This window comes from Jeotgalibacillus marinus, assembly GCF_040801915.1.
Taxonomy (GTDB): domain Bacteria; phylum Bacillota; class Bacilli; order Bacillales; family Jeotgalibacillaceae; genus Jeotgalibacillus; species Jeotgalibacillus marinus.
In genome coordinates, this window is record NZ_JBFMIA010000003.1 from 250,069 (window position 1) to 276,323 (window position 26,255).

The 26,255-nt window shown below is 38.8% G+C and carries 24 protein-coding genes and 1 other annotated feature (1 of these 25 running past the window's edge); of the genes, 5 read left to right on the forward strand and 19 right to left on the reverse strand.

The window, feature by feature from the left end; all coding sequences use genetic code 11:
• Positions 1-10 precede the first annotated feature (10 nt).
• The gene (locus tag AB1471_RS06370) at positions 11-1,108 is read right to left on the reverse strand and encodes a CAP domain-containing protein (RefSeq protein ID WP_367778896.1); all 1,098 of its coding nucleotides are present in this window, start codon (positions 1,106-1,108) and stop codon (positions 11-13) included.
• 227 nt (positions 1,109-1,335) lie between these two features.
• Between AB1471_RS06370 and AB1471_RS06375 the strand changes: the two genes are divergently transcribed.
• Positions 1,336-1,695, forward strand: a complete 360-nt coding sequence (locus tag AB1471_RS06375) for a YugN family protein (protein WP_367778897.1) — start codon at positions 1,336-1,338, stop codon at positions 1,693-1,695.
• A 132-nt stretch (positions 1,696-1,827) separates the two neighbouring features.
• Positions 1,828-2,886 (forward strand): sporulation integral membrane protein YtvI, encoded by a 1,059-nt coding sequence (ytvI, locus tag AB1471_RS06380; protein ID WP_367778898.1) that lies wholly within the window; start codon positions 1,828-1,830, stop codon positions 2,884-2,886.
• A gap of 83 nt (positions 2,887-2,969) precedes the next feature.
• Here the strand turns inward: ytvI and AB1471_RS06385 are convergent, their stop codons facing one another.
• The 7 genes from AB1471_RS06385 to cyoE all read right to left on the reverse strand — a co-directional run bounded on the left by AB1471_RS06385 (position 2,970) and on the right by cyoE (position 9,569).
• Positions 2,970-3,428, reverse strand: coding sequence for a DUF420 domain-containing protein (locus AB1471_RS06385; protein ID WP_367778899.1), 459 nt, complete (start codon positions 3,426-3,428; stop codon positions 2,970-2,972).
• 25 nt (positions 3,429-3,453) lie between these two features.
• A complete protein-coding gene (ctaG, locus tag AB1471_RS06390; RefSeq protein ID WP_367778900.1) occupies positions 3,454-4,368 on the reverse strand; it encodes a cytochrome c oxidase assembly factor CtaG in 915 nt (304 codons plus the stop codon).
• 199 nt (positions 4,369-4,567) lie between these two features.
• The gene (gene ctaF, locus AB1471_RS06395) at positions 4,568-4,900 is read right to left on the reverse strand and encodes a cytochrome c oxidase subunit IVB (protein ID WP_367778901.1); all 333 of its coding nucleotides are present in this window, start codon (positions 4,898-4,900) and stop codon (positions 4,568-4,570) included.
• 4 nt (positions 4,901-4,904) lie between these two features.
• Positions 4,905-5,534, reverse strand: a complete 630-nt coding sequence (locus AB1471_RS06400) for a cytochrome (ubi)quinol oxidase subunit III (RefSeq protein WP_367778902.1) — start codon at positions 5,532-5,534, stop codon at positions 4,905-4,907.
• Positions 5,534-7,426 carry a cytochrome c oxidase subunit I gene (gene ctaD, locus AB1471_RS06405; protein WP_367778903.1) on the reverse strand — a complete coding sequence of 631 codons (1,893 nt, stop codon included), beginning with the start codon at positions 7,424-7,426 and terminating at the stop codon, positions 5,534-5,536. The genes AB1471_RS06400 and ctaD overlap by 1 nt, the downstream gene beginning before the upstream one ends.
• A 29-nt stretch (positions 7,427-7,455) precedes the next feature.
• The gene (coxB, locus tag AB1471_RS06410; RefSeq protein WP_367778904.1) at positions 7,456-8,568 is read right to left on the reverse strand and encodes a cytochrome c oxidase subunit II; all 1,113 of its coding nucleotides are present in this window, start codon (positions 8,566-8,568) and stop codon (positions 7,456-7,458) included.
• Positions 8,569-8,654: 86 nt separating this feature from the next.
• Complete coding sequence (cyoE, locus tag AB1471_RS06415) at positions 8,655-9,569, reverse strand: heme o synthase (protein WP_367778905.1); 915 nt, start codon at positions 9,567-9,569, stop codon at positions 8,655-8,657.
• 367 nt (positions 9,570-9,936) lie between these two features.
• Between cyoE and AB1471_RS06420 the strand changes: the two genes are divergently transcribed.
• The gene (locus AB1471_RS06420) at positions 9,937-10,860 is read left to right on the forward strand and encodes a COX15/CtaA family protein (protein ID WP_367778906.1); all 924 of its coding nucleotides are present in this window, start codon (positions 9,937-9,939) and stop codon (positions 10,858-10,860) included.
• Between the two features lie 30 nt (positions 10,861-10,890).
• Here the strand turns inward: AB1471_RS06420 and pyc are convergent, their stop codons facing one another.
• Both pyc and AB1471_RS06430 read right to left on the reverse strand, forming a co-directional pair.
• Complete coding sequence (pyc, locus tag AB1471_RS06425) at positions 10,891-14,370, reverse strand: pyruvate carboxylase (protein WP_367778907.1); 3,480 nt, start codon at positions 14,368-14,370, stop codon at positions 10,891-10,893.
• Between the two features lie 398 nt (positions 14,371-14,768).
• A complete protein-coding gene (locus AB1471_RS06430; RefSeq protein WP_367778908.1) occupies positions 14,769-15,050 on the reverse strand; it encodes an Fpa/YlaN family protein in 282 nt (93 codons plus the stop codon).
• 291 nt (positions 15,051-15,341) lie between these two features.
• Between AB1471_RS06430 and AB1471_RS06435 the strand changes: the two genes are divergently transcribed.
• Complete coding sequence (locus tag AB1471_RS06435) at positions 15,342-15,839, forward strand: peptidyl-prolyl cis-trans isomerase (RefSeq protein WP_367778909.1); 498 nt, start codon at positions 15,342-15,344, stop codon at positions 15,837-15,839.
• Positions 15,840-15,873: 34 nt separating this feature from the next.
• On the opposite strand, the gene AB1471_RS06440 is transcribed toward AB1471_RS06435, so the two are convergent.
• Positions 15,874-16,329, reverse strand: a complete 456-nt coding sequence (locus AB1471_RS06440; protein WP_367778910.1) for a pyridoxamine 5'-phosphate oxidase family protein — start codon at positions 16,327-16,329, stop codon at positions 15,874-15,876.
• Between the two features lie 175 nt (positions 16,330-16,504).
• On the opposite strand from AB1471_RS06440, the gene AB1471_RS06445 reads away from it, so the two are divergent.
• Complete coding sequence (locus tag AB1471_RS06445; protein ID WP_367778911.1) at positions 16,505-16,708, forward strand: YlaI family protein; 204 nt, start codon at positions 16,505-16,507, stop codon at positions 16,706-16,708.
• Between the two features lie 218 nt (positions 16,709-16,926).
• Here the strand turns inward: AB1471_RS06445 and AB1471_RS06450 are convergent, their stop codons facing one another.
• From AB1471_RS06450 to ilvB, 8 genes are read right to left on the reverse strand one after another with little or no spacing between them, the layout of a single operon-like run.
• Positions 16,927-17,997, reverse strand: a complete 1,071-nt coding sequence (locus tag AB1471_RS06450) for a threonine ammonia-lyase (RefSeq protein ID WP_367778912.1) — start codon at positions 17,995-17,997, stop codon at positions 16,927-16,929.
• A complete protein-coding gene (gene leuD / locus AB1471_RS06455) occupies positions 17,954-18,562 on the reverse strand; it encodes a 3-isopropylmalate dehydratase small subunit (protein WP_367778913.1) in 609 nt (202 codons plus the stop codon). The genes AB1471_RS06450 and leuD overlap by 44 nt, the downstream gene beginning before the upstream one ends.
• Before the next feature lies 1 nt (position 18,563).
• Positions 18,564-19,985 (reverse strand): 3-isopropylmalate dehydratase large subunit, encoded by a 1,422-nt coding sequence (leuC, locus tag AB1471_RS06460; RefSeq protein WP_367778914.1) that lies wholly within the window; start codon positions 19,983-19,985, stop codon positions 18,564-18,566.
• Between the two features lie 17 nt (positions 19,986-20,002).
• Positions 20,003-21,103 (reverse strand): 3-isopropylmalate dehydrogenase, encoded by a 1,101-nt coding sequence (gene leuB, locus AB1471_RS06465; RefSeq protein WP_367778915.1) that lies wholly within the window; start codon positions 21,101-21,103, stop codon positions 20,003-20,005.
• A gap of 21 nt (positions 21,104-21,124) precedes the next feature.
• Positions 21,125-22,663, reverse strand: coding sequence for a 2-isopropylmalate synthase (locus AB1471_RS06470; RefSeq protein ID WP_367778916.1), 1,539 nt, complete (start codon positions 22,661-22,663; stop codon positions 21,125-21,127).
• Positions 22,650-23,681, reverse strand: a complete 1,032-nt coding sequence (ilvC, locus tag AB1471_RS06475; RefSeq protein ID WP_367778917.1) for a ketol-acid reductoisomerase — start codon at positions 23,679-23,681, stop codon at positions 22,650-22,652. The genes AB1471_RS06470 and ilvC overlap by 14 nt, the downstream gene beginning before the upstream one ends.
• A 25-nt stretch (positions 23,682-23,706) precedes the next feature.
• Positions 23,707-24,219, reverse strand: a complete 513-nt coding sequence (ilvN, locus tag AB1471_RS06480) for an acetolactate synthase small subunit (protein ID WP_367778918.1) — start codon at positions 24,217-24,219, stop codon at positions 23,707-23,709.
• Positions 24,216-25,961, reverse strand: coding sequence for an acetolactate synthase large subunit (gene ilvB, locus AB1471_RS06485; protein WP_367778919.1), 1,746 nt, complete (start codon positions 25,959-25,961; stop codon positions 24,216-24,218). Before ilvB ends, ilvN begins: the two co-directional genes overlap by 4 nt.
• 101 nt (positions 25,962-26,062) lie before the next feature.
• Positions 26,063-26,255: a binding site (T-box leader), on the reverse strand (it continues 45 nt past the right edge of the window).

Below are 26,255 nucleotides of genomic sequence, written 5' to 3' on the forward strand. Positions count from 1 at the left end.
ACGCATCTACTCAATGAGTAGGTGCGTTTTGTTCAATCGTTTCTCTTCTGTCATTATTCTGTTTCTGTTTAATAAAATCTTGAGTAAAATAAAGATTGTATACCCCAATACCTAAATGAGTAAAACCATCTTGGAGTAACGTTTTACGGTGACCAGGTGAATTCATCCATGCATGAATAACAGCCGGTGCATGGCTATAATTCGTAGCAATATTTTCTGCAACCTCTTGGTAACTACGTTCTGTTTCTTCAAGTCGATCGGCTAATGTACCTTCTGTTGGTGACTCATTCGAAAAAAATTCTTCTTCATGCATATTTTTACTGTGACCTCTTGCCACTTGCGCGACCTCTTCTTCCCATTCTAGACTTTCAACATCACGCTGCATCCGAATAACGTTCGTCATATCAAAAAGTTGATTTTCATTTGCAGCATCAATTGCTCTCTGATTTTCAATATGGGGTATCTGAGGCAAATCACCTGGATACACAAGTTCATATGGACGTTGAGAGATAAGTGCTTCTTTCCCCATATAATGAACACCTAGAATAGTTCCCGTAAATTGATCAATAAATAACTGAGCAAATATATCTCCGAATGGTACAAGTAGTCTTGAATGAAGATCTTCCTCACTTAATTCAAATTGATAAACACCATTGTCATCTTCAACGACTATTTCACTAGAGATTATCGTAAAACGATAAATTTCATCGATTGACTGACCAATATAGAAAGGGGACACGTCAACGTCTTCTCCAAGAGCAAACGCCGCACTCACTACGCTATCTTTTATTGCAATTTGCATGTATCCTTCAGCACCACGGTTATATATTAACCAATCTAACTCATAATGGCCTGGATCTACTCTGTCTGGTTCCCCCCAATGCGCTTTAAAAGACTCAACAGATTCTCCAACAAAAACCGACAACCCAGACTTTGGTCTCATGACTGTATTTGAAATTTCATTTGGAGCATTTGTGTTTTCTTCTTTTCTTGGAAGATCTCCTATGTCGTTTTCTAACACATCATTTTCCTGCACGGAAGGCCCACTATAAAAACCGATTAAAAATACGATGATAATGACCATCATAATTCTTAAAACTGCTTTCATCTTTGTCCCTCTCTCTCAGTAGTTATGGATTTTCTCTTACCTTTAATTATACACATCTGACGAAACCCTGTGTAGGAAGTTGTATTGTTCTGTACAATTCATTAATTTGCCACAAATATTTTGTTTTAGTCCTGACACAATTGCAAGTTGCATTTTTTTCGACTATTATTAAGCATGAGACGTTTAAAAATATCTTAAGTATGCAATTATAGGAGGGAGTCATTCAAATGCGTTTTGAAAATACAGAAATTGAAACACTACAAATTGAATTAGATCGTTTAGATGACATCATGAAAGAACACGGATTGATTCGTGCAGGTCAATGGGACTGGGAGCGAGTTACATATGATCGTAAATTTGAAAACCGGGAAGGTACGTTTTATTTGCGTATCTCTGGCTTCACTGAAAATGGGGATATTGGTGGACATGATGCGGATATTAAGCTTTTAACTCCACTCTTAGGCAAGTACTATTACCCACATGGAGTTGAATATGGTGAGGATGAAGAGTTCCCAGAACACCTTGTTCAGACATGTGAAAAAGTACTAGCAGCTGTGTATGCAGAACTATCCCTTATTACTGAATAAGGGTCTGTAAAAGAGCCATATTCCGTAATGGCTCTTTTATTATACATTTTTATTTTTCCAGTAATTCCTTCCGACACAAAATATGGTTTATTATAACAAACATACACTATTTCCTTAGAAAGGGGTCCTACATTGACTAAAGTATTTACTAAGCGAAATGGCATAATCTTGTCCATAATCGTCTTAGCAATCTTGAGCATTTACTTTATCCTTCCATTATCAGTACCTCTTATATTGGCTCTGATCACGGCACTTATCTTAGAGCCACTCGTAAATCTTATTCACAATAAATTTAAAATTAAGCGGAAATTATCCGTTGGTGTAGTCTTTATTTTATTCATCGCATCTATTGGCGTTGTTCTTTACTTTGCTATTACACGATTGGTTGTTCAAGCCATTCAATTTGTTGAAAACCTCCCTGACTACGTCAATGAATTGTCAGATTGGTGGACTGGTATTGAAGCGGACATGGCAACCGCTTTTGCGCAGGTCCCACAACAAATTATTGATCAAATTAGCATAGAAATGAACAACTTTATTAGTGATTTTCGTATCAGCATTACAAATTATATAAACGCGGAAAGCGTGACTGGAATTGTCACAAATATTCCTGATTATCTAGTTAGCTTCTTAGTTTATTTAATTGCACTCTTTTTAATAATGATTGACCTACCTCGTATTCGTAGTGGCATATACATTCACCTTAAGGAGCGAACAGCTGAAAAAGTACGATTTATGACAGCTCGGCTTACCAAAGTCATCTGGGGATTCGCAAAAGCTCAATTTCTTGTGAGTTTGATCATTTTTGCTGGCTCTCTTATAGGCTTGTATATTATCGCTCCAGAAGTTGCGTTGATTATGTCACTTATCATTTGGGTGATTGATTTTATCCCAATCATCGGTTCCATTGTCATATTAGTTCCTTGGGCCGTTTTCCAGTTTATTACTGGTGACATTGAACAAGGCACTCAATTAGTATTTTTGGCGATTGTTCTACTCATTATTCGTCGAACCGTCGAACCAAAAGTGATGGGAAATCATATCGGGCTCTCCCCTCTTGCGACATTAATTGCTATGTTTATTGGATTGAAGCTATTTGGTATTTTAGGCTTTATAATCGGTCCACTCGTGTTAATTATTTTCAACTCCGCTAAAGAGGCAGGAATTATAAAAGTGAACTTTAAATTTTAACATGAACAACGAGCAGCTCATTCAGCCCCGATAAGAAAAAAAGAGCTCGATTCTTTTTTAACCAAAAGAAATCGAGCTCTTTTTTATCCTAAAATAGCTTTAATAACAGAAGTTGTTTCTCCGCCATCGTACAACACATAAAGCAAAGAATACACCACTACACCTGTTGTCGCCGTAAAGAACCAGATTATAGATGTAATAGGGCCAATTTTTCGGTGGCGTTTAATTCTCCCCTTAAACCCTAGCCAAATTGTAACAAGGCCAAAAACTGCTCCAGTAGTCGCTAAAAAAATGTGAAAAATTAAAAACACTGTGTAGTAAATTTTAAAGTCATCAGGTCCACCAAAGGCAGTGTTCCCAATAAAAATTGTACGGCTTGAATAAATAATAAAGAACGTAAGGGCAGCGATAGCAGCAGCAAACATGGTCTTTTTGTGCGCGTCAATTTTTCCTTTTCGAACAAGTGCCCAACCAATTGCTACTAGTACGGCACTAAGTACAATAAACATCGTACTTAGTGTAGGCAATATAGGTAAATTCATATACATATCCTCTTTCTATTAAATTCTAGTTGTAAACTTTTTTCGTTTCATAAAATGCTGCGTCTAAGGAAGGCTCTTCTTCTTTTTCTCGACGTACCCATTCAAAAAATACTTGCGCTAATACTACGCCATAAACAATTTCTTGAATGATTTTCATCACTACTCCACCAAGTTGCTGATCCTCAAGTGGCGGCATATTACTAAATAACTCAGGCCCAGTTATACCGATTGATTTTAAGCCATCGAGCGTTCCAGCAGGTACACATAACGCCATCGCTTGTAACCAAGCTCCTCCATTATAAAATGTGTCATACATCGGTGCATCTGAGAAAATAATCAATGCGCAGGCTGGAGTTAATAAAATACCATCTGCAAAAATATAACCGATTTTCTTTAACCCACTAAGCCGATACTCATCCTCTAAACGATTCACGAGTGGCCACCACATGAAGAGTGCAAAAATGAATAACAAGCTCATATACCCTTCATGCAATAACATATCTACTTTAATCGTATCGAAGATAACCGGAATATGATAGAACGAAAACATCCCATTAAACAAAAGTAACGCTAAAATCGGCTTTGTAAAAAAAGTAACAACAGGTCGAATAAATGGTTGCTTTATGAGCGCTTTCCACATGTAACTCGGAATAGCCACAATTAATAATGGGGGAATCACAAGGAATATTATCGCCATTTGAATCATGTGTACAGAAAAAAGAATGTGTGCGAGTAAATCAATTGGCGATCCCTTAACAATGTATGTTAATAACATTGCGGTGGAAAAAAGAATGATCTGCTTTATCGTAAGTGGTTCATTATCTTGAAAGCGGTGTCTCCATTTCGTTGCTAATAAGAAAAATAATACGGTTAAGACGACCATGCTTATCAAAAAATATGGGCTCCAGAGAGCACGAAAACCAAAAATCTGTATGGACATCTGGTACCTTCCCTTCTTCGACTGCTAACTTCAATCTATACCTCTATTATATCGATGTAACAACACCACTTCAACGACATCACATGACAAACTGTTGAACATCACACAAAGGCGCAGAACGCAGATGGCTCGTTCCGTTCGACACTTGAAATGCCGAGAGTAAAAAAATGAACCAGCTCGAAAGCTGGTTCATAAGGGTTTACCACCATACAATTGTTAAAAACGCAAGGATCGTAATAAACCCAATGAGTGCACCTGAATAAAGAAACAGCGATACTGCTTCATGTCCCTTATGACTCATGTGCATGAAGTAGTAAAGTTGAAAAACGACTTGAACCGCTGCTAAAACAAGCAAAACAGGAAACACATAATATTTATCAAATTCAGCCATTACCATAATAAAGGCAATTAGTGTCATAAAAATCATCAAGGCAAATGATGTTACATGTGTACGCATTTCTTGTTTCGCTTTTTTACGTCGATACTCATAATTGACTTTCGGGTTCGCTGAAGTTGCTTGTTGAGTCTCCATCAGTTTATCCCACCATTCCCATTAAGTATACAACCGTGAAAATAAATACCCAAACAACGTCGATGAAGTGCCAGTATAAAGAAGCGACAAAGTACTTCGGTGCGTTGTAAAGATTCAATCCACGCTTGGAATTACGAATCATTAGAAGTATAAACCATCCAAGACCAACAGCTACGTGAGCTCCGTGAAATCCAACCAGTGTGTAAAAGGCTGAACCAAATGCACTGCTAGTAAATGTGTGATGAAACTCATGTACATAGTGATTGAATTCGTAAATTTCAAATCCTAAGAAAGTAAGACCGAGTCCCACAGTAACGAGTAGCCATGTATTCATTTTCTGGAAGTTATGATTTTTCATATGATACATAGCATATACACTCGTTAATGATGAAGTCAAAAGTAACATCGTCATAATAAAAACAAGTGGTAATTCAAACATATCTTTTGCAAGATAGTGCTCACTATTCGGAACTTGATCTTTTAATGCAAGATACGTTGCAAAAAGTGAAGCAAAGAGAACCGTCTCTCCACCTAAGAAAAGCCAAAAGCCTAAAAATTTATTTTTACCTTCAAGGGTCGTTTTTTCAGGAGATTCTGGCCACGTTCTAGAAGTAAACTTTTGTTGTGTATCCATTACTCCTTACCCCCTTTTTCTTCGTCTTTCAATAGATCTTCTTTGTGAATATGGAAGCCGTGATCATCTTTCAATGAGCGCGTTGCCATTGAACCAATTGTAATCAACATTCCTATTATCAATACCGGCAGTGACCAAACGAATTCTTCTCCACCAGAAGCGCGCCAATCAACTTGATACATCGCACCAAAAGCAGCAATGAATAATCCAAGAGACATGACAAACGGAATAATTGAGCCATTAGGCATGTGAATATCATCAATTGGTTCAGCCGGTGTCATTTTTGTATTACCTTCCATCTTTTCAATCCATAGAGGATCTAAACCACGAACAAGCGGTAATTGCTTAAAGTTATAAAATGGTGGCGGTGATGAAAGCGACCACTCAAGTGTACGTCCATCTCCCCATGGGTCATTGCCCACACGAACATTTTTACGAGACGTGACAATGACATTGTAAAGGAGTACAAGTGTACCTGCAGCCATTAAGAAAGCTCCCGCAGTACTTATTGCGTTAAACAAATCTAAACCTTGACCAGGTAAAAACTTCCATATGCGACGCGGCATTCCCATTAAGCCTAAGAAGTGCTGAATGAAGAATGTTGCATGGAAACCGATTAGGAATAACCAGAAAGTAATTTTACCCAGAGTTTCGTTTAACATGGTTCCGAAAATTTTCGGCCAGTAGAAATGGGTCCCTGCTAAAATAGCAAACACAACCCCACCTATAATTACGTAGTGGAAATGGGCTACTACGAAATACGTATCGTGGTATTGATAATCAGCTGGAGCTGCAGCTAACATTACCCCTGTAACGCCTCCTGCAAGGAATGAAGGGATAAACGCTACTGCATAAAGCATTGGTGTTGTAAATTTGATACTTCCGCCCCACATGGTTAACAACCAGTTAAAGATCTTGACCCCTGTAGGTACTGCAATGGCCATTGTTGCCACTGCAAAGATTGCGTTTGCTGTCGCTCCAAGTCCGGTAGTGAACATATGGTGAGCCCACACCATGAATCCTAAGAAACCAATCAATACGGTTGCAAATACCATTGAGGAGTAACCGAAAAGACGTTTTCTTGAGAATGTAGAGAAAATATCTGAGAAAATACCGAATGCTGGAAGAATTAAAATGTATACTTCCGGGTGACCAAAGATCCAGAAGAGATGCTCCCAGATGACTGTGTTACCTCCCATTGTAACATCAAAGAAATTCGCTCCAAACATGCGGTCAAATAACATTAAAAACAATCCAACAGTTAGTGGAGGAAGTGCAAAAAGAATAAGCGCTGATGCCACAAAGGTTGACCATGTAAATAGCGGCATACGCATATACGTCATTCCTGGCGCACGCATATTAATGATTGTGACCAAGAAATTTATCCCTGCGATTAGACTACCCGCCCCGGATATTTGTAAACCTAATACATAAAAATCAATTCCATGTCCTTCAGAGAAAAGCGACAGTGATGCATAAGACGTCCAACCTGCATCAGGAGCTCCTCCTAGGAACCAAGAAAGGTTAAGGAATATTCCTCCGAAGAAGAACAACCAAAAGCCTAGTGCGTTTAAAAATGGGAATGCCACGTCACGTGCACCGATTTGTAATGGCACGATCGCATTCATAAAAGCAAATAATATTGGCATGGCTGCGAGGAAAATCATCGTCGTTCCATGCATCGTTAATATTTCATTATATAGTCCAGCACTAACAAAGCTGTTGTCTGGAACAGCCAATTGGATACGAATTACCATGGCTTCTATACCGCCAACCAGGAAGAAGAAACCTCCGGAAACTAAGTAAAGGATTGCTATCTTCTTATGGTCGACCGTTGTGAGGTAATCCCATAGGATTGCTAAAAATCCTTTTTTTTGCGCAACGGTACTCAATCGTTGTACCTCCCTTTTTTGATTTCTTATTATTCTGTGTAAACTTTAAGACTCATTAAATATTCAGTTAATGCATCAAGATCTTCATCTGTAAGCGCATCTTTATTATATCCGTTCGTTTCGTTCATTTGGTTCCCCGGCTTCAATAAATCAGCATTAAGCATCCATTCTTTAATGTTCTCTGCAAATTCTTCATCATTGTCATGCTCTAAAATACCTGCTACACGTGAACGTTCACCAAATGTAGAAAGGTTAGGTCCTGGAGAAGTTCCTGCTCTATCATCAGGTGATACAGCGTGGCAAGCGATACATGCTTGCTCTTGGAATACTTCAGCACCACGAGCAGCTAGCTCATTTTCCGGTTGCTGTTCTTCTTCTGCTGCTTCTTGCATTGCTGTAACCCAACTATCAAATTCATCGGGTGCAAGTGTTTGAACTTTAAAGTCCATTAAAGCGTGAGAAGGTCCACAGAGCTCAGCGCATTTACCATAAAATAAATTATCGGCTTCTGCCGCTTTTTCGCCATCAAAGTTCAAATAAAATGTGTTTGTGTTATCCACATTCGTATCAATCTTTCCTCCAACAGCTGGTATCCAGAATGAGTGTTTTACATCTGAGGCGATTACATTAAAATAAACATTTTGATCAGTTGGTACAACTAGATCCTGTGCTGTTACGATTCCTAAGTCTGGATAATTAAACTCCCACCAGTAAAGGTTTGCGCGAACATCGATAACAAGTGCCGTTCTATTTCCTTCTTCATCTACTTCTTCTAACTCGGACTGATCAGCAAGATCATACGTTAATGCAACGGTAGGTACCGCTAACACTAAGAGTAGAATGATTGGAATAACGGTCCAAAGTACCTCAAGTGTATGACTACCTTCAACTTGCTTTGGAATGGTGTCCTCTCCGACTTTCGAGCGGCGAAATTTTGTAATTGTAAGAATAAACACAATTGCTACAACAACAATGACAACAACCATGATAGTGGTACTCAAGATCATTAAGTTATATTGTTTTTGAGCCACTTCACCTGCTGGCTGAAGCGTTGATAGGAACGGCTCTCCACAGCCGGACAGAATAAGCGCTAACGCCGAAAATAACGACAATAGACGCCATTTCTTTAGTCCATATTTCATAGCTTATCAAACCCCTCTTTCATTCAAATATTTTTTTCCTAGAAATGTTCTATATGGATTTCTTAAGTAAGAAAGAATTCCTGCAGTTAAATGAAAGTGATTAGAACCATACCAACAAACAAAATGGTTAAATAGTTCAATGAATACACAAACATTAGCGTTGCCCATTTTACATCGTCTTTCATTCGATATCCAATAATTGAAAGCGCTAACCAACCAACGTTTAGAGTGGTTGCTAACACAAGAAATGATGTACCGAGTGAAGATAATAAAAAAGGCAGCGGGAATAAAGCAATGATCCAAATAAGCATGTGCTTTTTCGTTTTTGCAAAACCTTTTACAACTGGAAGCATAGGTATGCCTGCTGCACGGTATTCTTCAACGCGTCTCATGGCAATTGCATAAAAGTGCGGTGGTTGCCAAACGAACACAATCAAAAACAATGCAAAAGGCATGGCCCCTAGATTCGCATCTACTGCAGCCCAACCAATTAGAGGCGGAACAGCTCCAGAAATACTTCCAACGACCGTGTTACTAACATGCCTTCTTTTTGACCACATTGAGTAAAGCACAACGTAACTAAAAACCCCGATTATACCAAGGATACCAGCAGTCAACGTTGTCATGAATAGCATAATTAGACCTAAGGAAATAAAGCCCAGCCCTATCGCTAATACACGAGACGGCTGGATTCTACCCGTAGCAGTTGGTCGATTTTTTGTGCGTGCCATAATCGGATCGATATCACGATCTATGTAATTATTAATGCTGCATGAGCCTGCAACAATTAACGAAGATCCCATCAATGTCAGCAATATTATATCCAATGAACCAAATAAATGGGTATTCGTGAAATATAGTGCCAACCATAATCCAGTAAAGGTCGTGATTAAATTGGAATTAACCATTCCTATCTTGATTAAAGCAAGAAAATCTTTCCAAGCAGTTGTTTCAGAAAAATCCGCCTCCTTCACAGTCGACAAAACTCGACTATTTGACACATTTCCCCCTCCTCTCCAAACTTGCTAATACATTTTACTACATATACTATAAAGGATAGCAAACATGATTTCTATATTTAAAATGAAATTCAGACAACTTCTAGCGACGATAATCTGTGAAAATGTAACAATTCCTTCACAAACATACTAATGTTTCAATAAAAGTAATGCCTTTGTTCTATTTGTATCTTCTGCACACTATGACTCATTTGTCGGTTTGTGATAAAACTATGTCAACCCATATGAAAAAAATGTGTCACGTCACAAAAAAGGGTACCATCCGCTTACTATCTGTACCATAATATAATTGGCGCTTATGGAATTAATTTCGCATCCATTCGTAAAATAGTCTAAGAAGGTGAAAAACTTGCAACATAAAGCATTAAAATATTTGGCTGTTATTACTACGTTTGTCATGCTTCTTGTGTTATTAGGCGGAGCACTCGTAACGAAAACAGATTCTGCAGCAGGGTGCGGACAGTCATTCCCGCTCTGTCATGGGCAAATTATTCCCGATGATTTACAGTTCGAAACGATTGTAGAGCTTTCTCACCGAGTTGTGTCTGCTACAGCTGGATTCTTGGTGTTGCTCTTATCAGTATGGTCATGGAGAGCAATTGGTTATAAGCGCGAAACGAACTTTTTAGCGATCCTAGCCTTTTTCTTTTTAATGCTTCAAGCATTACTTGGTGCTGGTGCCGTAGTTTGGGGACAATCTGATGTGATGTTAGCCCTTCATTTCGGTATTTCGTTAATTTCGTTTGCAGCTGTTCTATTATTAACTTTATTGATTTTTGAAGTTGATCGAAAGTTTGATGCAAAATCGATCGTAATTGACAAACGAATGAGGTTTCACACATACGGTGTCATGATTTATATCTTTGTGGTTGTCTATTCTGGAGCGTTCGTTCGACACACAAATGCTAGTTTAGCCTGTTCTGATTGGCCTTTTTGTACAAATGCACAATGGACTTCACTTCCACTGAATCCTTCTCAATGGATTCAAATGGGCCACCGGATGGCTGCAGCATTTATTTTCATATGGATCACATATATTGCAATTATTGCATTCCGTCATTACCGACATCAAAAAGTAGTGTATTACGGTTGGATGATTGCCTTTGTGCTCGTGCTTGGTCAAGTTATTACAGGCGCGCTTGTCGTTGTTCTGCGTCTGAATTTAGTATTAGCGTTATCGCACGCCCTTATTGTTTCATTGTTATTTGGTTTGTTAAGTTATCTCATTCTTTTAATGTCCAGAAGTAAAGTAAATCATAATAAAAATGACTAGTAGCCTGCTGCTACTAGTCATTTTTATATTTTAGGAATGTGTCAATTGAATAACCCCATGTGCCTTGTGCTCGTTCTTTTTAAATTTGATCAATAGATCACCTGGTGATAATGTTTCACCATTTTCAACAAAGATTCCATCTACTATCCCATCAAAGGGTGACTGAACAGTCGTTTCCATTTTCATCGCCTCTGTAATTAGCAGGTGATCACCTTTTTTCACTTCATCACCAGGACTTACCACGACTTGTATCACAGTTCCTGGCATTGTTGCACCAAGCTCTCTTTCGTTCTTTGGATCTACTTTCTGTTTAACCGCAACAGTCGATTTTACACTTTCATCTTTTATAACAATTTCTCGCTGTTGTCCATTCAAATCAAAATAAAGAACTCTTGTACCATCTTCTCGAGGTTCTCCAATCGAAACTAATTTTAAAATAAGTGTTTTACCTGTTTCGATTTCCACCTCAATCTCTTCTCCCAAACACATACCATAAAAGAAGGTTGGAGTATCAATTAGCGACACATCACCGAAAAGCTGATGTGTATCTGTATACTCTTTAAACACCTTCGGATATAGCGCATGTGCGATTGCGTCAAAGTCTGTGATTGGACGTCCTAGCTCATGAAACAATTCTTTTTTAATCTTTTCAAAATCAACATCTTCTAATAACTCACCAGGTCGAACGGTAATTGCTTCTCTTCCTTTTAAAATTACTTTTTGTAATTCTATTGGGAATCCACCATGAGGTTGTCCTAAATAACCTGAGAATAATTCAATAACAGAGTCAGGAAAATCAATTGACTTACCGCGTTCAAGTATATTTTCTTCATCAAGATCATTTTGTACCATGAACAATGCCATATCCCCGACAACTTTAGATGAAGGAGTAACTTTGACAATATCACCAAATAACTGATTCACTCGCGCGTACATATCTTTTACTTCTTCCCAGCGTGAACCCAAACCTACTGCTTTTGCTTGTTGTTGTAGGTTACTGTACTGACCACCTGGCATCTCATGTTTATAGATTTCTGAGTGAGGTGAATTCATGCCACTTTCAAAGTCCTTATAGTATTTACGTACATCTTCCCAATAGTGAGAAAGTGTTTCAAAATGATTGATATCCATTTTCGGTTGGCGAGAGTTTCCATTTAATGCGTAATAGAGTGTGTTAGCACTTGGTTGTGATGTCAATCCACCCATTGATCCTAGGGCCGTATCAACAATGTCTACTCCAGCATCAGCAGCTCGTGCATATTGGAATATACCATTTCCGCTTGTGTCATGCGTATGCAAATGAATTGGTAAGTCTACCGTTGCTTTTAGTTCTGAAACTAATCGATAGGCCGCTTCTGGTTTTAGTAGCCCAGCCATATCTTTAATTGCTAAAATATGTGCTCCTTGTGCTTCTAATTCTTTCGCAAGAGCTTTATAGTAATCCGTATCGTATTTTGAACGGGAAGGATCTAAAATATCACCCGTATAACAAATCGCAGCCTCAACCAACTTACCTGAATCACGAACCGCCTCGATCGCTACTTCCATCCCTTTAATCCAGTTCAAGCTATCAAAAATCCGGAAAACATCAATCCCAGCATAAGCTGATTTTTGTACAAATTCTTTTATGACATTGTCTGGGTAATTTTTATAACCAACTGCATTTGAAGCACGCAGAAGCATTTGAAACAGTACATTCGGGATTTTTTCTCTTAAAGTAAGAAGACGCATCCATGGATCTTCTTTCAAAAAGCGGTAGGCAACATCAAATGTCGCTCCACCCCACATTTCATAAGAGAACAGGTCAGATTGCATACGAGCTGATGATTCTGCAATGTTTTTCAAATCAACTGTACGCACTCGTGTTGCTAAAAGCGATTGATGAGCATCACGGAACGTTGTGTCCGTCAATAACACCTCTTTTTGCTCTTTAACCCATTTAACTACACCTTCTGCGCCTTGTGCGTCTAAAATTTGTTTCGTACCATTTGATGGATGATCAAGCAAATTGACTTTTGGAATGCGTGCTTTCGGAAATTCTGGTTTGTCTATTTTTTCAATTCCAGGAAACCCATTGATGGTTACGTTTCCAATATAAGACAACATTTTAGTCCCACGGTCTTTACGTTTTGGAAACTGGAATAATTCAGGTGTATTATCGATAAATGATGTATTGTATTCACCTGATAAGAAGCTCTCATGTTTCATGACATTTTCTAAAAAAGGGATGTTTGTTTTGATTCCTCGAATACGGAATTCTTGTAAATTCCGTACCATTTTCGCGGCAGCTTGCTCAAACGATAACGCCCAAGTCGATACCTTAACGAGTAAGGAATCGTAATGCGACGTAATAACAGATCCTTGATAACCATTTCCTGCATCCAGTCTTACACCAAAACCGCCACCAGAACGGTACGCCATAATGCGACCTGCATCAGGCATAAAACTATTCAGTGGATCTTCAGTGGTCACACGTGACTGAATGGCATAGCCATTCAGTTGAATCATATCTTGCTCGGGAATTCCCATTCGTTTGCTATGTATAAAATGACCTTCCGCAATTAAAATTTGTGATTGAACAATATCTACACCAGTAATCATTTCAGTAATCGTATGCTCAACTTGCACACGAGGGTTGACCTCTATGAAGAAAAATTCATTGTTTGCTACTAGAAATTCTACTGTTCCAGCATTTACATAATTCACATTTTTCGCAAGCTTTACAGCAGCATCACAAATCTCATCTCGCAACTCTTTTGTCAATGAAAGTGAGGGCGCAACTTCAACAACTTTTTGATGACGTCGTTGAATCGAGCAATCTCGCTCGTACAAATGAATAATTGTGCCTTCTTTATCACCTAGTATTTGTACCTCTATATGTTTTGGGTTCTCAATATATTTCTCTACGTATACCTCATCGTTCCCAAATGCTGCTTTTGCCTCAGATTTAGCACGGTCGTAAGAATCTCGTACTTCATTAGCAGAACGGACAATACGCATACCCCGTCCACCACCGCCGAGCGATGCTTTAATAATAAATGGAAATCCATACTCTTTACCAAACTGTTTTACTTCTTCCACACTCGAAACTGGTCCATCGCTCCCTGGAATGACAGGAATATCAGCATCTAACGCTTGTTGTCTTGCTTTTACTTTGTCACCAAACATATCTAAATGCGTAGCAGTTGGTCCGATAAAGACGATTCCTTCTTCTTCACAGCGTCTAGCAAAATGAATGTTTTCAGAAAGAAATCCATAACCAGGATGAATTGCGTCAACATTCGCACGTTTCGCTATTTCAATGATTCCATCAATATCTAAGTAGGCATCAATCGGTTTCTTTCCTTCTCCTACTATATAGGCTTCATCGGCTTTAAAACGGTGAAATGACCCACTATCCTCTTTAGAATAAACGGCAACTGTTCTTACATTTAACTCTGTACAAGCTCTGAATACACGAATGGCAATTTCGCCACGGTTTGCTACTAAGATTTTTTGTATATTTTTCAATGAAAAGACCCCCTTCTCGATGTTCAAACAGCATGTGTAGATACAAACTAAAAACCTTGGTTGGTTTTTTGGTTTGATAGCTCGGAGTCTCTTGTATCCTAATAAGTGTTGCTTTGACTGACCAGGATTTTTTCTCCATTGCTATTTTTCTTCATATTTCACAAACATTGAAACATTCAATAAAACACATTTGTAAAAATGCACCATCCTGATCTATCATTCTACTGCATAAATCACCCTCGCATTGTACACAACAATATGTAGACGACTAGCAGGAATTAGTCGTACGATTTTTCAGACTCTAGTTTTAATGATTCGATATCCATAGACAAATATCCTGCTTTTTCATATAAAAAAAACCCAAACAATTAGCTCTTATTGTTTGAGTAGTAATGTAATTATTTGTTGGTGAATGCGTCATGTAGCATGGAAAGCTCTCTTTCCAATGAATCCATAAGCGTTTTGCCATCCACTTCATCCACAAGCCCAAGCCGTACTGCAAACTCTATTTCACGGGACAACCCAAACATTTGCGTATCTAAAACTTCTTCGTACAATGGACACTGGGGCATCGTTAAGTGATCCATTTGGACTTTAATTAACTGAGCAATTTTTTGTGCATCTTTGCGTAATAATGCATATGCTTTCTCACGATGATCGATTTTCATTTCTGATGTCACATTGATCCCCCCATTCCATGCAAATTACTTCCATTTATCTTCTGAACTTTCTTTTATCACTGTAAAAAGATTCATACTAGTTAACACTCTTTTTTAAATTGTAGCGTTTTAGGTGGTAAAATGCAAGTTTGTCAATAAGAGTGCATGTGTAGAGTTAATGATCTTTTACAAAAAATTGCTTCTATTGGTTGAGGTCTCATTTATTAAAGTTTCTTGATAATAAATTTAATGTGACATCAAACTCAATCAATTGTATACTCTCCATAGAGAATAGTTGAGGAGGCATTTTAAATGAATGATACACTTCCAGTTACGGGGCTTGTTCGGTTCAAGATCACACTTGATCCAGGAGTTTGGATCTTTGATGATCGTAAAGTTGATTTACATACATTTTTTGACGAAAATCGTATCGTAGTCGATGAATTAGAGGAATACACGAAAGCAGTAGCATCTCATTTTTCACGTGAAATACAAGAAGGAGCGGCTTTTCCTCCTACATTAAAGACAGAAAAGAAATTTGAGAAACAAAAAATATTAAACGGCACATTTGGAATCCTATTAAAACCATTTATCGAAAATGCCGAACCTACTCCAGATGCGACAACACTGTTAATCGAAACAAAGTCAGGACCGTATTCTTTTCCTTTAGAAGAAGCTAAAACACTTATTTTAGCCTTCTCAAAAAATGGTAGCCCATTAAACGAGGACGGACCTGTACATGTTTTATATAACGATGGTTCTAATCGTTTAGATCCCATCACTAATGTTCAAAGCTTTAAAATCTCTTAAGTTGTTTAAAAACACTGATGCGAACTCACCAGCATCAGTGTTGTTTTAGTTCTGTCATCACCTGCTGATCAAGCTTTTTGGCTGCTTCCTCATCATACGTTTTGTTGAATTTAGGCTCCGAAATAATTTTCGCACCATAAAACATGACATCTCGAACTTCTCTTATTGTTAACTTGATGATGGACAAGACAATTGGGACATCAGAAGAAGATTGACCAATTATACTTGCAGAACCACTAATAGAATAGGATGTTTCGTTTGCAATAATATTTAAGACGATTAAGGGTTGTTTTTCAAGATTTGTTATAATTCTTGATCGGTGGTCAACTGCAAAAAGGATTGTGAACTCATCTTTCGCATGAACCCATGAAAGAGCGCTAACGTTAGGACCACCCGTTTGGTGATCAATCGTTGATAATTGTACAAATCGTTCATATAAAAACTCTTCGTATAAGGCAGGAATTAAGCGGTCTTCTACTCGATTTGCCATTCTATTCACCCTCCTATTAGTTTATTATATCGCAAAAAAAGCACCATTACACCTACTATCCTCTATGAAACAGGACCCTTGACGCCTGACATTAAACTACACTACATACGAATCATGTTTGCTCATGTTATACTTAGGAATATAGTAAGAGAAAAAGTCGCTAAGGAGGGTTATCATGCGAGTAAAATGCTTTATTTGTGAAAAAATTGAATCGATCGAAGATTTTAGTCCATTGGCAAAAAAATTACGAAACCGACCAATTCATACGTTTCTTTGCAATGATTGCAATTCTAGAATAGAAGACAAAACAAAAAAAAGATTAGCGACAGGTAAGTTCCAATTTTATAAAAGCTCTCGACAAATCGAAAAAGAATTTTAATAATTGCAAAGGCTAGGGATCAAGATAAATTTACAATTAATCTTAAGCTTTCATTTATAGCTTGTTATCTTTTTTACGATTACAGCATTCTATGTACGTACCATTGACAATAGTAGCTATAAAGAAGTTCCTGAGCTTCAAAACATAGAAGTATCCACCTTGTGGGTATCAAGTCATCTGATTTACATGTTAAAAATACAGACTAAAAGGGCGCGAGATCATCGCGCTCTTTTTTGAACGAGGATTTTAGCTCTCGCTCTTTTTTGCTTGTCTTCTTCCACAACTTTTCGACACATCTCGAGTTTCGCAACATCGAAATTCCCTCCACTCACAATAACTCCAGCATGCTTTGAAGAAGTGCCGATCCGTTTGTTCAATATTGCCGCAACGCCTGCTGCTCCAGCTCCTTCAACAAGCATTTTCTCTCTCTCAAGCATGAATAGAAGGGCATTCGCAATTTCTGCTTCCGATACGGTTACCATATCATCAACATAAGACCTGATAATAGATAAAGTTAATTCACCCGGTTTTTTTACTTTAATTCCCTCAGCCATGGTTGGCATAAAAGGAACAAGTTTCAAATCATGACCAAAAAACGCGGATGCAATAGCCGATGCTGCACTTGCCTGAACACCAATCACACGAATATCTGGTCGAATTGATTTAACTCCAAGTGCTGTACCTGCAAGAAGTCCACCCCCGCCTGCTGGTACGACGATCGTATCCAATAGCGGGCATTGCTGCATCATTTCAAGCGCTACTGTCGCTTGCCCTTCTATGACCGTCAAATCATCAAAAGGATGAATAAAAGTTTTCCCTGTTTGACTCTGTTGTTCACAAGCAGCCTCGAAAGTCTCGTCGAACGTTTGACCAACAAGTTCAACAACTGCTCCATAATCTCTTGTAGCAGCCACTTTAGTTGACGGTGTGCATTCAGGCATAAAGACAGTTGCATGAACTCCTCTTTCCATTCCAGCTAACGCAACACCTTGTGCATGATTTCCAGCAGATGCTGCAATAATTCCTTTTTTGCATTCAAGGTCTGTCAATTGAGCAATTTTATTATATGCACCACGTATTTTAAATGACCCAGTGCGTTGTAAGTTTTCAAGTTTTAAGAGAACATTTTTATCGGCTCTTTCGTTGAGTGTTGATGAAGTTTTACATGGTGTACGGTGAACAATACCACTTAAACGTTCTGCTGCTTTAAATAAGCTCGCTGTGTCATAGGAATTCCCAAGTTGATCATCCTCTCGTAGTCGTATTCGAACTTTTTTGTTTTTGTTCATATCGACCAATATAGTCATCGTATTGAAAGGTTAAAGCAATTTCATCCCATCCGTTCAATAGCATTTCCTTCCAATATCGATCGATGTCAAACGAATAAAGATGACCGTTCTGATCAGTAATTTGTTGCTCTTCCAAATTAATTTCAATAGAAAATCGTTTGTCTTTACTATTTTTCAAAAAATATTCCACTTTATCTTCCTCTAAACAAATCGGTAGAATACCATTTTTTACACAGTTATTGTAAAAGATATCCGCAAAGCTAGGTGCAATAACTACTTTAAATCCATAATCCAACAAAGCCCATGGTGCATGTTCTCGTGATGAACCGCAACCAAAATTATGATTGGCAACTAAGATGGAAGAGCCATCATACAGAGGATTATTTAAAACAAAGGAGTTGTTTTTCGACTCATCCTCATGAAATCGCCATCCATAAAACAAATATTTACCAAATCCTGTTCGCTCAATTCTTTTTAAAAATTGTTTAGGAATAATTTGATCTGTGTCTACATTGACGCGATCAAGTGGTGTGATAATACTTTGATGTTGATTAATAGCTTCCATGTTACCCCTCCATTCTTGCATGAACTTTCAATATAGTACGGACATCAACCAAATGACCCTCTATAGCAGCTGCAGCAGCCATCACAGGACTAACGAGATGAGTTCTAGCCCCAGCTCCTTGTCGGCCCTCAAAATTACGGTTAGAAGTTGATGCACATCGTTCCCCTGGAGGGACAATATCATCATTCATCGCAAGACACATACTACACCCAGATTCACGCCATTCAAAACCTGCTTGTTCAAAAACAACATTCAACCCTTCTTCTTCCGCTTGAGCTTTCACTGTTCGAGAACCAGGAACAACGATCGCTGTTACATTTGGGTGAACCTTCCTATGTTTTACTACTTCAGCTGCAGCACGAAGATCGCCGATGCGCGAATTTGTACACGATCCAATGAAAACATGTTGGATATCAATATCAGTTAATGGTGTACCTTCTTTTAGATCCATGTACGCTAGGGCTCGCTGAAGTTCTTCTCGGTCTGAAACATCGTCATAATCATTCGCATAAGGTACGTGAGACGAAATACCCGATCCCATTGAAGGATTTGTTCCCCACGTAACAAATGGTTCGATTTCATCCGCATGAATTTCAAGTATGCGGTCATACACTGCTCCTTCATCTGTTGAATAACCAAGCCATTTCTCAACAAGCGCGTCATATTCCTCACCCTCCGGTACATGAGTGCGCCCTTTTAAATAACTAACCGTTTTTTCGTCAGGACTAATTAACCCCGCCCTTGCCCCAGCTTCTATTGACATATTACAAATGGTCATCCGTTGTTCCATTGAAAATTTTTTGATTGCTTCTCCTGTATATTCAACAATATGACCTGTCCCTACATCTACACCAAACTTTGATATAATCGCTAAGATCACGTCTTTGGCTGCTACACCAAACTCTAGTTCACCAACTATTTTTATTTCCATGGTTTTTGGTTTTGATTGCCACAGTGTTTGAGTAGAAAGTACGTGCTCTACTTCACTTGTTCCAATTCCAAAAGCTAATGCCCCGAACGCACCGTGTGTGGACGTGTGACTATCTCCACATACGATGGTTTTGCCAGGCTGAGTAAGCCCAAGTTCTGGTCCGATCACATGGACAATCCCCTGATCAGGATGATCCATGTGAGCTAATGGAACGCCAAATTCTTGGCAATTGTCAGCAAGTGTCTTGATTTGTTTTTTTGACACTGGATCAGTAATATTAGTACGGTTTTTAGTTGGTACATTGTGATCCATCGTGGCAAAACTTAATTCAGGTCGTCTCACTTTACGATTATTTAACCTTAAACCCTCAAACGCTTGGGGTGACGTTACTTCATGTAGTAAATGCAGATCAATATAAAGCAAATCTGGCTTTCCTTTTTCTTCGTTTACAATATGATCGTTCCAAACCTTTTCAATAATTGTTTTAGGCATAAAGACCCCTCCCTTTATTACACGTAAGCTGACAAGATGTGGTCTGAAACATGCTCACGCTCTAATTCTTCCATGACTTTTTCAGTAAATTCTGTTGTAGTTAATACTCGATAACCATCTTTTTTAACATCGTTTGTACAGTAACCATCTTTGTAAACACTATAGACTGCTTCCTCCACCGCTACAGCTTCTGTTTCCATTCCGAATGAGTATTTCAGCATCATTGCAACCGATAAAATCGCTGCTGATGGATTGGCAATGTTTAACCCTGCAATATCAGGAGCTGATCCATGTACGGGTTCATAAAGTCCAAAACCATCAGAACGAATGCTTGCAGAAGGTAACATTCCTAATGAACCGGTGATAACAGATGCTTCATCGCTTAAAATATCACCAAACAAATTTTCTGTAACAACCACATCGAATGAAGAAGGTTGCGTGATCAATTTCATAGCCGCTGCATCAACTAAAATGTGTTCTAATTCAACATCTGGATATTTTACTTTTTTCTCTTCAACAACTTCTCGCCATAATTTACTGGATTCAAGAACGTTCGCTTTATCAACTGATGTAACTTTTCCTTTACGAATACGGGCCAGACCAAATGCTTTTTCTACAATCCGTTCGATTTCTTTTCTTGTATACGTTAACGTATCTACTGCGTCATTATCCGTTTTTCTTTTTGGTTCCCCAAAATAAAGGCCGCCTGTAAGTTCTCGAACAATCATCATATCGACTTGTCTAACTAAATGTTCTTTTAAGGGAGATGCTTCCACCATGCCAGGTACAGCTTTGACTGGACGTAAGTTCGCAAATAGTTCAAAATGCTTACGAATGGCAAGCAATCCTTTTTCAGGACGAAGATGAGATGGGTTTTGATCCCACTTAGGACCTCCAACCGCTCCTAACAAAATCGCATCGCATTTCTCACAAAGCTCGATTGTTTCTCTCGGAAGGGGATCACCGACTTCGTCAATCGCCACACCGCCAATCAAACCAGTCTTCACTTTAAACGTATGGTCAAATCTACGTCCAATTGATCGAAGAACCTTTAATGCTGAATGCATAACTTCTTTTCCAATTCCGTCTCCATGCAAAACTGCAACGGTTTTCTCCATTATTATTCCTCCTAGCTGATATCAAACCATTTTTGCAAATGCGCTTTGACGCTCATTAACAAGCTGTCGATTTATTGCATTTAAATAAGCTTTTGCCGATGCTTCAAGAACATCTTGGGCAACATCACGTCCAGTTGATGTTTTTCCATTAAACGTCAAATTAACAACCGCTTCACCAAGTGCATCTCGTCCTTTTCCAATTGAAGTCACACGGTAATCAAGCAAATGAACCTTTCCTTTTACCAGTCGTTCAAGCGTATTACAAATAGCTTCTACACTACCTGATCCAGTTGAGGCATCTTGTAGAGATTCTCCATCTGGTGATGTGACGGACACCGTTGCTGTTGGTATACTGCCATTACCATATTGAACTTGAACAGATTTAAGCTCGTATACTGGCGTATCTTCTTGAATTTGTTGGTCAGTCAATATGATATAAAGATCATCTTCTGAAATTTCTTTTTTCTTATCTGCGAGTGTTTTAAATGCTTTAAATGCTTCATTGATTTTTTCATCATTTAGTTCGAATCCAAGTGCAATAGCCTTATCTTTAAATGCATGTCTACCCGAGTGTTTCCCAAGCACAATACGATTAGATGTTTCTCCAATCAATTCCGGTGTAATAATTTCATAAGTGGTACGTTCTTTTAACACCCCATCTTGGTGAATGCCCGATTCATGTGCAAACGCATTTTTACCAACTACAGCTTTATTTGCTTGGATTGCCATTCCAGTTAGCTGACTAACTAACTGACTAGTACGTTTTATTTCATTTAATTGAATATCTGTGTGAAATGGATACACATCTTTTCTTATATGAAGAGCTACAGCCAGTTCCTCTAGTGCAGCATTTCCTGCTCGTTCACCAATGCCGTTAATTGTTCCCTCTACTTGATCTGCACCATTTTCGATTGCTGCAATCGTGTTCGCTACGGCCATTCCAAGATCATTATGGCAATGAGCTGATAGTTTTACTTTGTCAATACTCTTTACATTATATTTCAAATTTTTAAACATTTCTCCATATTCTACTGGTGTTGCGTACCCTACTGTATCTGGAAGGTTGATTGTTGTCGCTCCTGCTTGAATTACTTTTTCAACGATACGAACGAGAAATTCCGGTTCCGAGCGGAATGCGTCCTCTGCCGACCATTCCACAAGTGGAAAGTACTTTCTAGCATGTCTAACGGATTCGACGGCTATATCTACCACTTGATCCGGTGTTTTTTTCAGTTTGTGCGTCATGTGAATCGGTGATGTCGCCAAAAATATGTGAAGGTGTGGTTCCGCACCATGTTTCAATGCTTCCCATGACGTATCTATATCATTTTTTACTGCTCTGGCAAGCCCAGTTACTATGGATGAACGAATGGTTTGAGCGATTTTCTTAACGGCTTCAAAATCGCCTTGTGAAGAGGCAGGAAACCCCGCTTCAATCACATTTGCTCCAAATCGTTCAAGTTGCTTGGCAATTTCAAGCTTCTCAGCAGTATTTAGGTTAATCCCAGCAGATTGTTCACCGTCACGTAGTGTTGTGTCAAAGATGTCAATCTTCTGCACTAAAAACCACTTCCTTTTGTTCTTTTTTCCCTGCTTTAACAAATGGCATCATACTGCGAAGCTCACGACCCACTTTTTCAATCTGATGTTCTTCTTCTTGTCGCTCAATCGCACTGAATTCTGGGCGATTTAATTGATTTTCAAGCAACCAGCCTTTGGCAAATTTACCTGTTTGGATGTCTGTCAAAATATCTTTCATGCGTGCCTTCGTATCCGCATCTACAACACGTGGTCCCGATACAAAATCTCCCCATTGTGCTGTATCTGAAATCGAATAACGCATACCTGATAATCCATCTTCATACATAAGGTCCACAATCAGTTTTAGTTCATGTAAACACTCAAAGTAAGCTAATTCAGGCTGATAACCCGCTTCCACCAGCGTTTCAAATCCAGCTTTTACTAGGGATGTAAGCCCTCCACATAATACAGCTTGTTCACCGAATAGATCCGTTTCTGTTTCTTCTTTAAAAGTTGTTTCCAGAACACCCGCTCTCGCACTGCCGATCCCTTTTGCATAAGCAAGTGCAACCTCTTTTGCTTGACCCGATACATCTTGATAAACAGCGAACAAGGCTGGAACACCTGCACCTGATTCAAATGTACGACGTACTAAATGACCAGGACCTTTTGGTGCAACAAGGAATACATCTACATCTGATGGTGGAGAGATTTGATTAAAATGGACGTTAAACCCATGAGCAAAAACAAGTGATTTTCCTGCGCGAAGTCCTGGCTTGATTTCTTCTTCATAAACCGCTGTTTGACGCTCATCTGGTACTAGAACCATGATGATATCAGCCGCTTCAGAAGCATTACGTACCGTTTGAACTTCTAATCCGTCTTTTTCTGCTTGCTCCCATGACTTGCCTTTTCTGACACCAACAATTACGTCATGACCGAGGTCTTTTAAGTTTTGAGCGTGCGCATGACCTTGAGATCCATAACCAATTACCGCTACCTTTTTTCCTTGTAATAAAGAATCTTTGATATCCTGATTGTAGTAAACTTTAGCCATTATAAATTCCTCCTATTTTTGTTTTTTATAAGATTGATAGTTGTTGTGATGGTGCTTTTTGATTTTCTCGTACAAAAGCTGTTGCCCCAGTACGGGTCAATTCTTTAATGCCATATGGTCGTAATAGATCGATAAATGCTTCGATTTTTTCAGGGTCCCCTGTAATTTGAACAGTGATCACATTTTTGCTCATGTCAATAACAGTTGCTCTAAATGGTTCGATGATACTATTGATCTCACTTCTGACACCTGGGGGCGATAATACTTTGATGAGAGCAAGTTCTCTCATCACGATCGCTTTATCAGTAATGTCATTCACTTTTAACACAGCAATTTGTTTTTGTAATTGCTTTAGCAGCTGCTCTAATTTCCGCTCATCTTCTACATGTACAACAAAAGTCATTTTTGAAATACCAGGTTGTTCTGTGTGGCCAACTGTAATACTTTCAATATTGAATTGCCGTTTCATTAAAAGACCTGTTACACGGTTGAGCACACCGCTTTGATTGATAACGGTGGTGGTAATCACTCGTTTCATCCTTTCACCCCAATCATTTCATGCAGTCCTTTCCCTGGTGCTACCATTGGATACACATTCTCCATTTGCTCTACTCTACAATCGATCAAAGCTGGTTTGTTTGATGCAAATATTTTTTTAAATACTTCCTCAGCCTCTTCGCATGTCTCAACTTTATAGCCTTCAATTTCATATGCATCAGCTAATTTAACAAAATCAGGTTGTGATGGAAGCAATGACTCTGAGTAACGTTCTTCATAGAACGATTCTTGCCATTGACGAACCATACCAAGACATTGATTGTTTAAAATAATTATTTTTACAGGGAATTGATTTTCTTGAAGCAATGATAATTCTTGTGAAGTCATTTGAAACCCACCATCTCCCGTAAATGCCACGACTGTTTCAGTTGGTTTGGCAATTTGTGCGCCAATCGCCGCTGGGAATCCGAAGCCCATTGTGCCAAGACCACCTGAAGTAACCCAATGATCTGGATGATTGAATTGATAAAATTGCGCTGCCCACATTTGATGCTGCCCCACATCAGTTGTTACAATCGCATTTCCCTTTGTATGGCGATGAACAAGTTCAATAACTTCTTGAGGTAACATTTTTTTTGATTCATTTGTATACTGTAATGGGTAGTCACGCTTCATTTCATTCAACTTGTTCAGCCATGGTTCAATGGATAGTTTTTCAATTTTTAATTTTAAAAGCGCTTGAATTGCTTCTTTTGCATCTGCAACAATTGGAATCGCTGTATCCACATTTTTTCCGATTTCAGCCGGATCAATGTCGATATGAACAACTGTTGCATTTCGTGCAAAATGCTCAAGGTTACCCGTTAAACGATCATCAAATCGAGCACCGATATTGATGAGAAGATCAGCTTCATAAATGGCCATATTCGCCGTGTAGGTTCCATGCATACCTGCCATCCCTAAGAATTGAGGATGATTCCCTGGGATACTTCCAAGACCAAGTAATGTATTAGTTACTGGAATTCCAGTCTTCTCAACCAGTTGAACGAATTCATTTGTTGCTTTGCCATGTAAAATACCAGCACCTGCTAAAATCAATGGCTTTTTCGCTCGTTGAAGAGCTTGTGTTACCTTTTTTATTTGTAAATAGCTGGGCGATGTCGTCGGCTGGTATCCAGGTAGATTCAATTCAGGCACCTTGACATCAGATGTTGTAAACACTTCATTTGATATGTTCTTAGGGATATCAACGAGTACCGGTCCTGGTCTACCGGTAGAAGCAATATGAAATGCTTCATGGATGATTCTTGGAAGGTCCTTCACATTTTTCACTTGATAATTGTGCTTCGTAATTGGCTGAGTAATGCCCATGATATCAGCTTCTTGAAAAGCATCTGTGCCTATTACCGCACTTGCTACTTGACCGGTAAAAACAACTAAAGGAAGAGAGTCCATCATCGCATCGGCAATTCCCGTTACAAGATTTGTTGCACCAGGCCCGGAAGTTGCGATAACAACCCCCGTTTTTCCTGAGACTCTTGCATATCCTTCTGCCGCATGAATCGCACCTTGCTCATGTCTTGCTAAAATATGTGGGATAGGATTTTTATAAAGTGCATCATAGATTGGGAGTACCGCTCCACCTGGGTATCCAAATATCATGTCTACACCTTCATTTTGTAGAGACTGGATAAATACATCCGAACCTTGAAGTTTCGACTTAGGTTTCTCATCACCCATTACTTGTGCTTTTTCCTGTTTTACATTGATATTTACGCCCATGCTATAACGCCCCCTCTATGAATCAGTTTGACACGAGAATGAAACGGCGTTGAAACCATAGAAAAAAGCCTTTTCAGCCCATACAAAAAGATTGCCTTTTGTATAGGGATGAAAAGACTTTTCATGGTACCACCCTATTTCGCAGTTTAAACTGCCTCTTGAACAGATTTAACTGTTCTTTTATAACGAACGTAGTAACTACGTCCGAGAGCATCTACTATGACGTTCAATGCTCCACTCCGAGGTGATGTCACGATTAGCAGCAATACCAGCTTCCACCATAACTGGCTCTCT

Coding starts and splice junctions, on each gene's coding strand:
- AB1471_RS06370 (WP_367778896.1), bottom strand. CDS start 1,108: ATGAAAGCAGTTTTAAGAATTATGATGGTCATTATCATCGTATTTTTA.
- AB1471_RS06375 (WP_367778897.1), top strand. CDS start 1,336: ATGCGTTTTGAAAATACAGAAATTGAAACACTACAAATTGAATTAGAT.
- AB1471_RS06385 (WP_367778899.1), bottom strand. CDS start 3,428: ATGAATTTACCTATATTGCCTACACTAAGTACGATGTTTATTGTACTT.
- ctaG (WP_367778900.1), bottom strand. CDS start 4,368: ATGTCCATACAGATTTTTGGTTTTCGTGCTCTCTGGAGCCCATATTTT.
- ctaF (WP_367778901.1), bottom strand. CDS start 4,900: ATGGAGACTCAACAAGCAACTTCAGCGAACCCGAAAGTCAATTATGAG.
- AB1471_RS06400 (WP_367778902.1), bottom strand. CDS start 5,534: ATGGATACACAACAAAAGTTTACTTCTAGAACGTGGCCAGAATCTCCT.
- coxB (WP_367778904.1), bottom strand. CDS start 8,568: ATGAAATATGGACTAAAGAAATGGCGTCTATTGTCGTTATTTTCGGCG.
- AB1471_RS06435 (WP_367778909.1), top strand. CDS start 15,342: ATGAATGATACACTTCCAGTTACGGGGCTTGTTCGGTTCAAGATCACA.
- AB1471_RS06440 (WP_367778910.1), bottom strand. CDS start 16,329: ATGGCAAATCGAGTAGAAGACCGCTTAATTCCTGCCTTATACGAAGAG.
- AB1471_RS06445 (WP_367778911.1), top strand. CDS start 16,505: ATGCGAGTAAAATGCTTTATTTGTGAAAAAATTGAATCGATCGAAGAT.
- AB1471_RS06450 (WP_367778912.1), bottom strand. CDS start 17,997: ATGAACAAAAACAAAAAAGTTCGAATACGACTACGAGAGGATGATCAA.
- leuD (WP_367778913.1), bottom strand. CDS start 18,562: ATGGAAGCTATTAATCAACATCAAAGTATTATCACACCACTTGATCGC.
- leuC (WP_367778914.1), bottom strand. CDS start 19,985: ATGCCTAAAACAATTATTGAAAAGGTTTGGAACGATCATATTGTAAAC.
- leuB (WP_367778915.1), bottom strand. CDS start 21,103: ATGGAGAAAACCGTTGCAGTTTTGCATGGAGACGGAATTGGAAAAGAA.
- ilvC (WP_367778917.1), bottom strand. CDS start 23,681: ATGGCTAAAGTTTACTACAATCAGGATATCAAAGATTCTTTATTACAA.
- ilvN (WP_367778918.1), bottom strand. CDS start 24,219: ATGAAACGAGTGATTACCACCACCGTTATCAATCAAAGCGGTGTGCTC.
- ilvB (WP_367778919.1), bottom strand. CDS start 25,961: ATGGGCGTAAATATCAATGTAAAACAGGAAAAAGCACAAGTAATGGGT.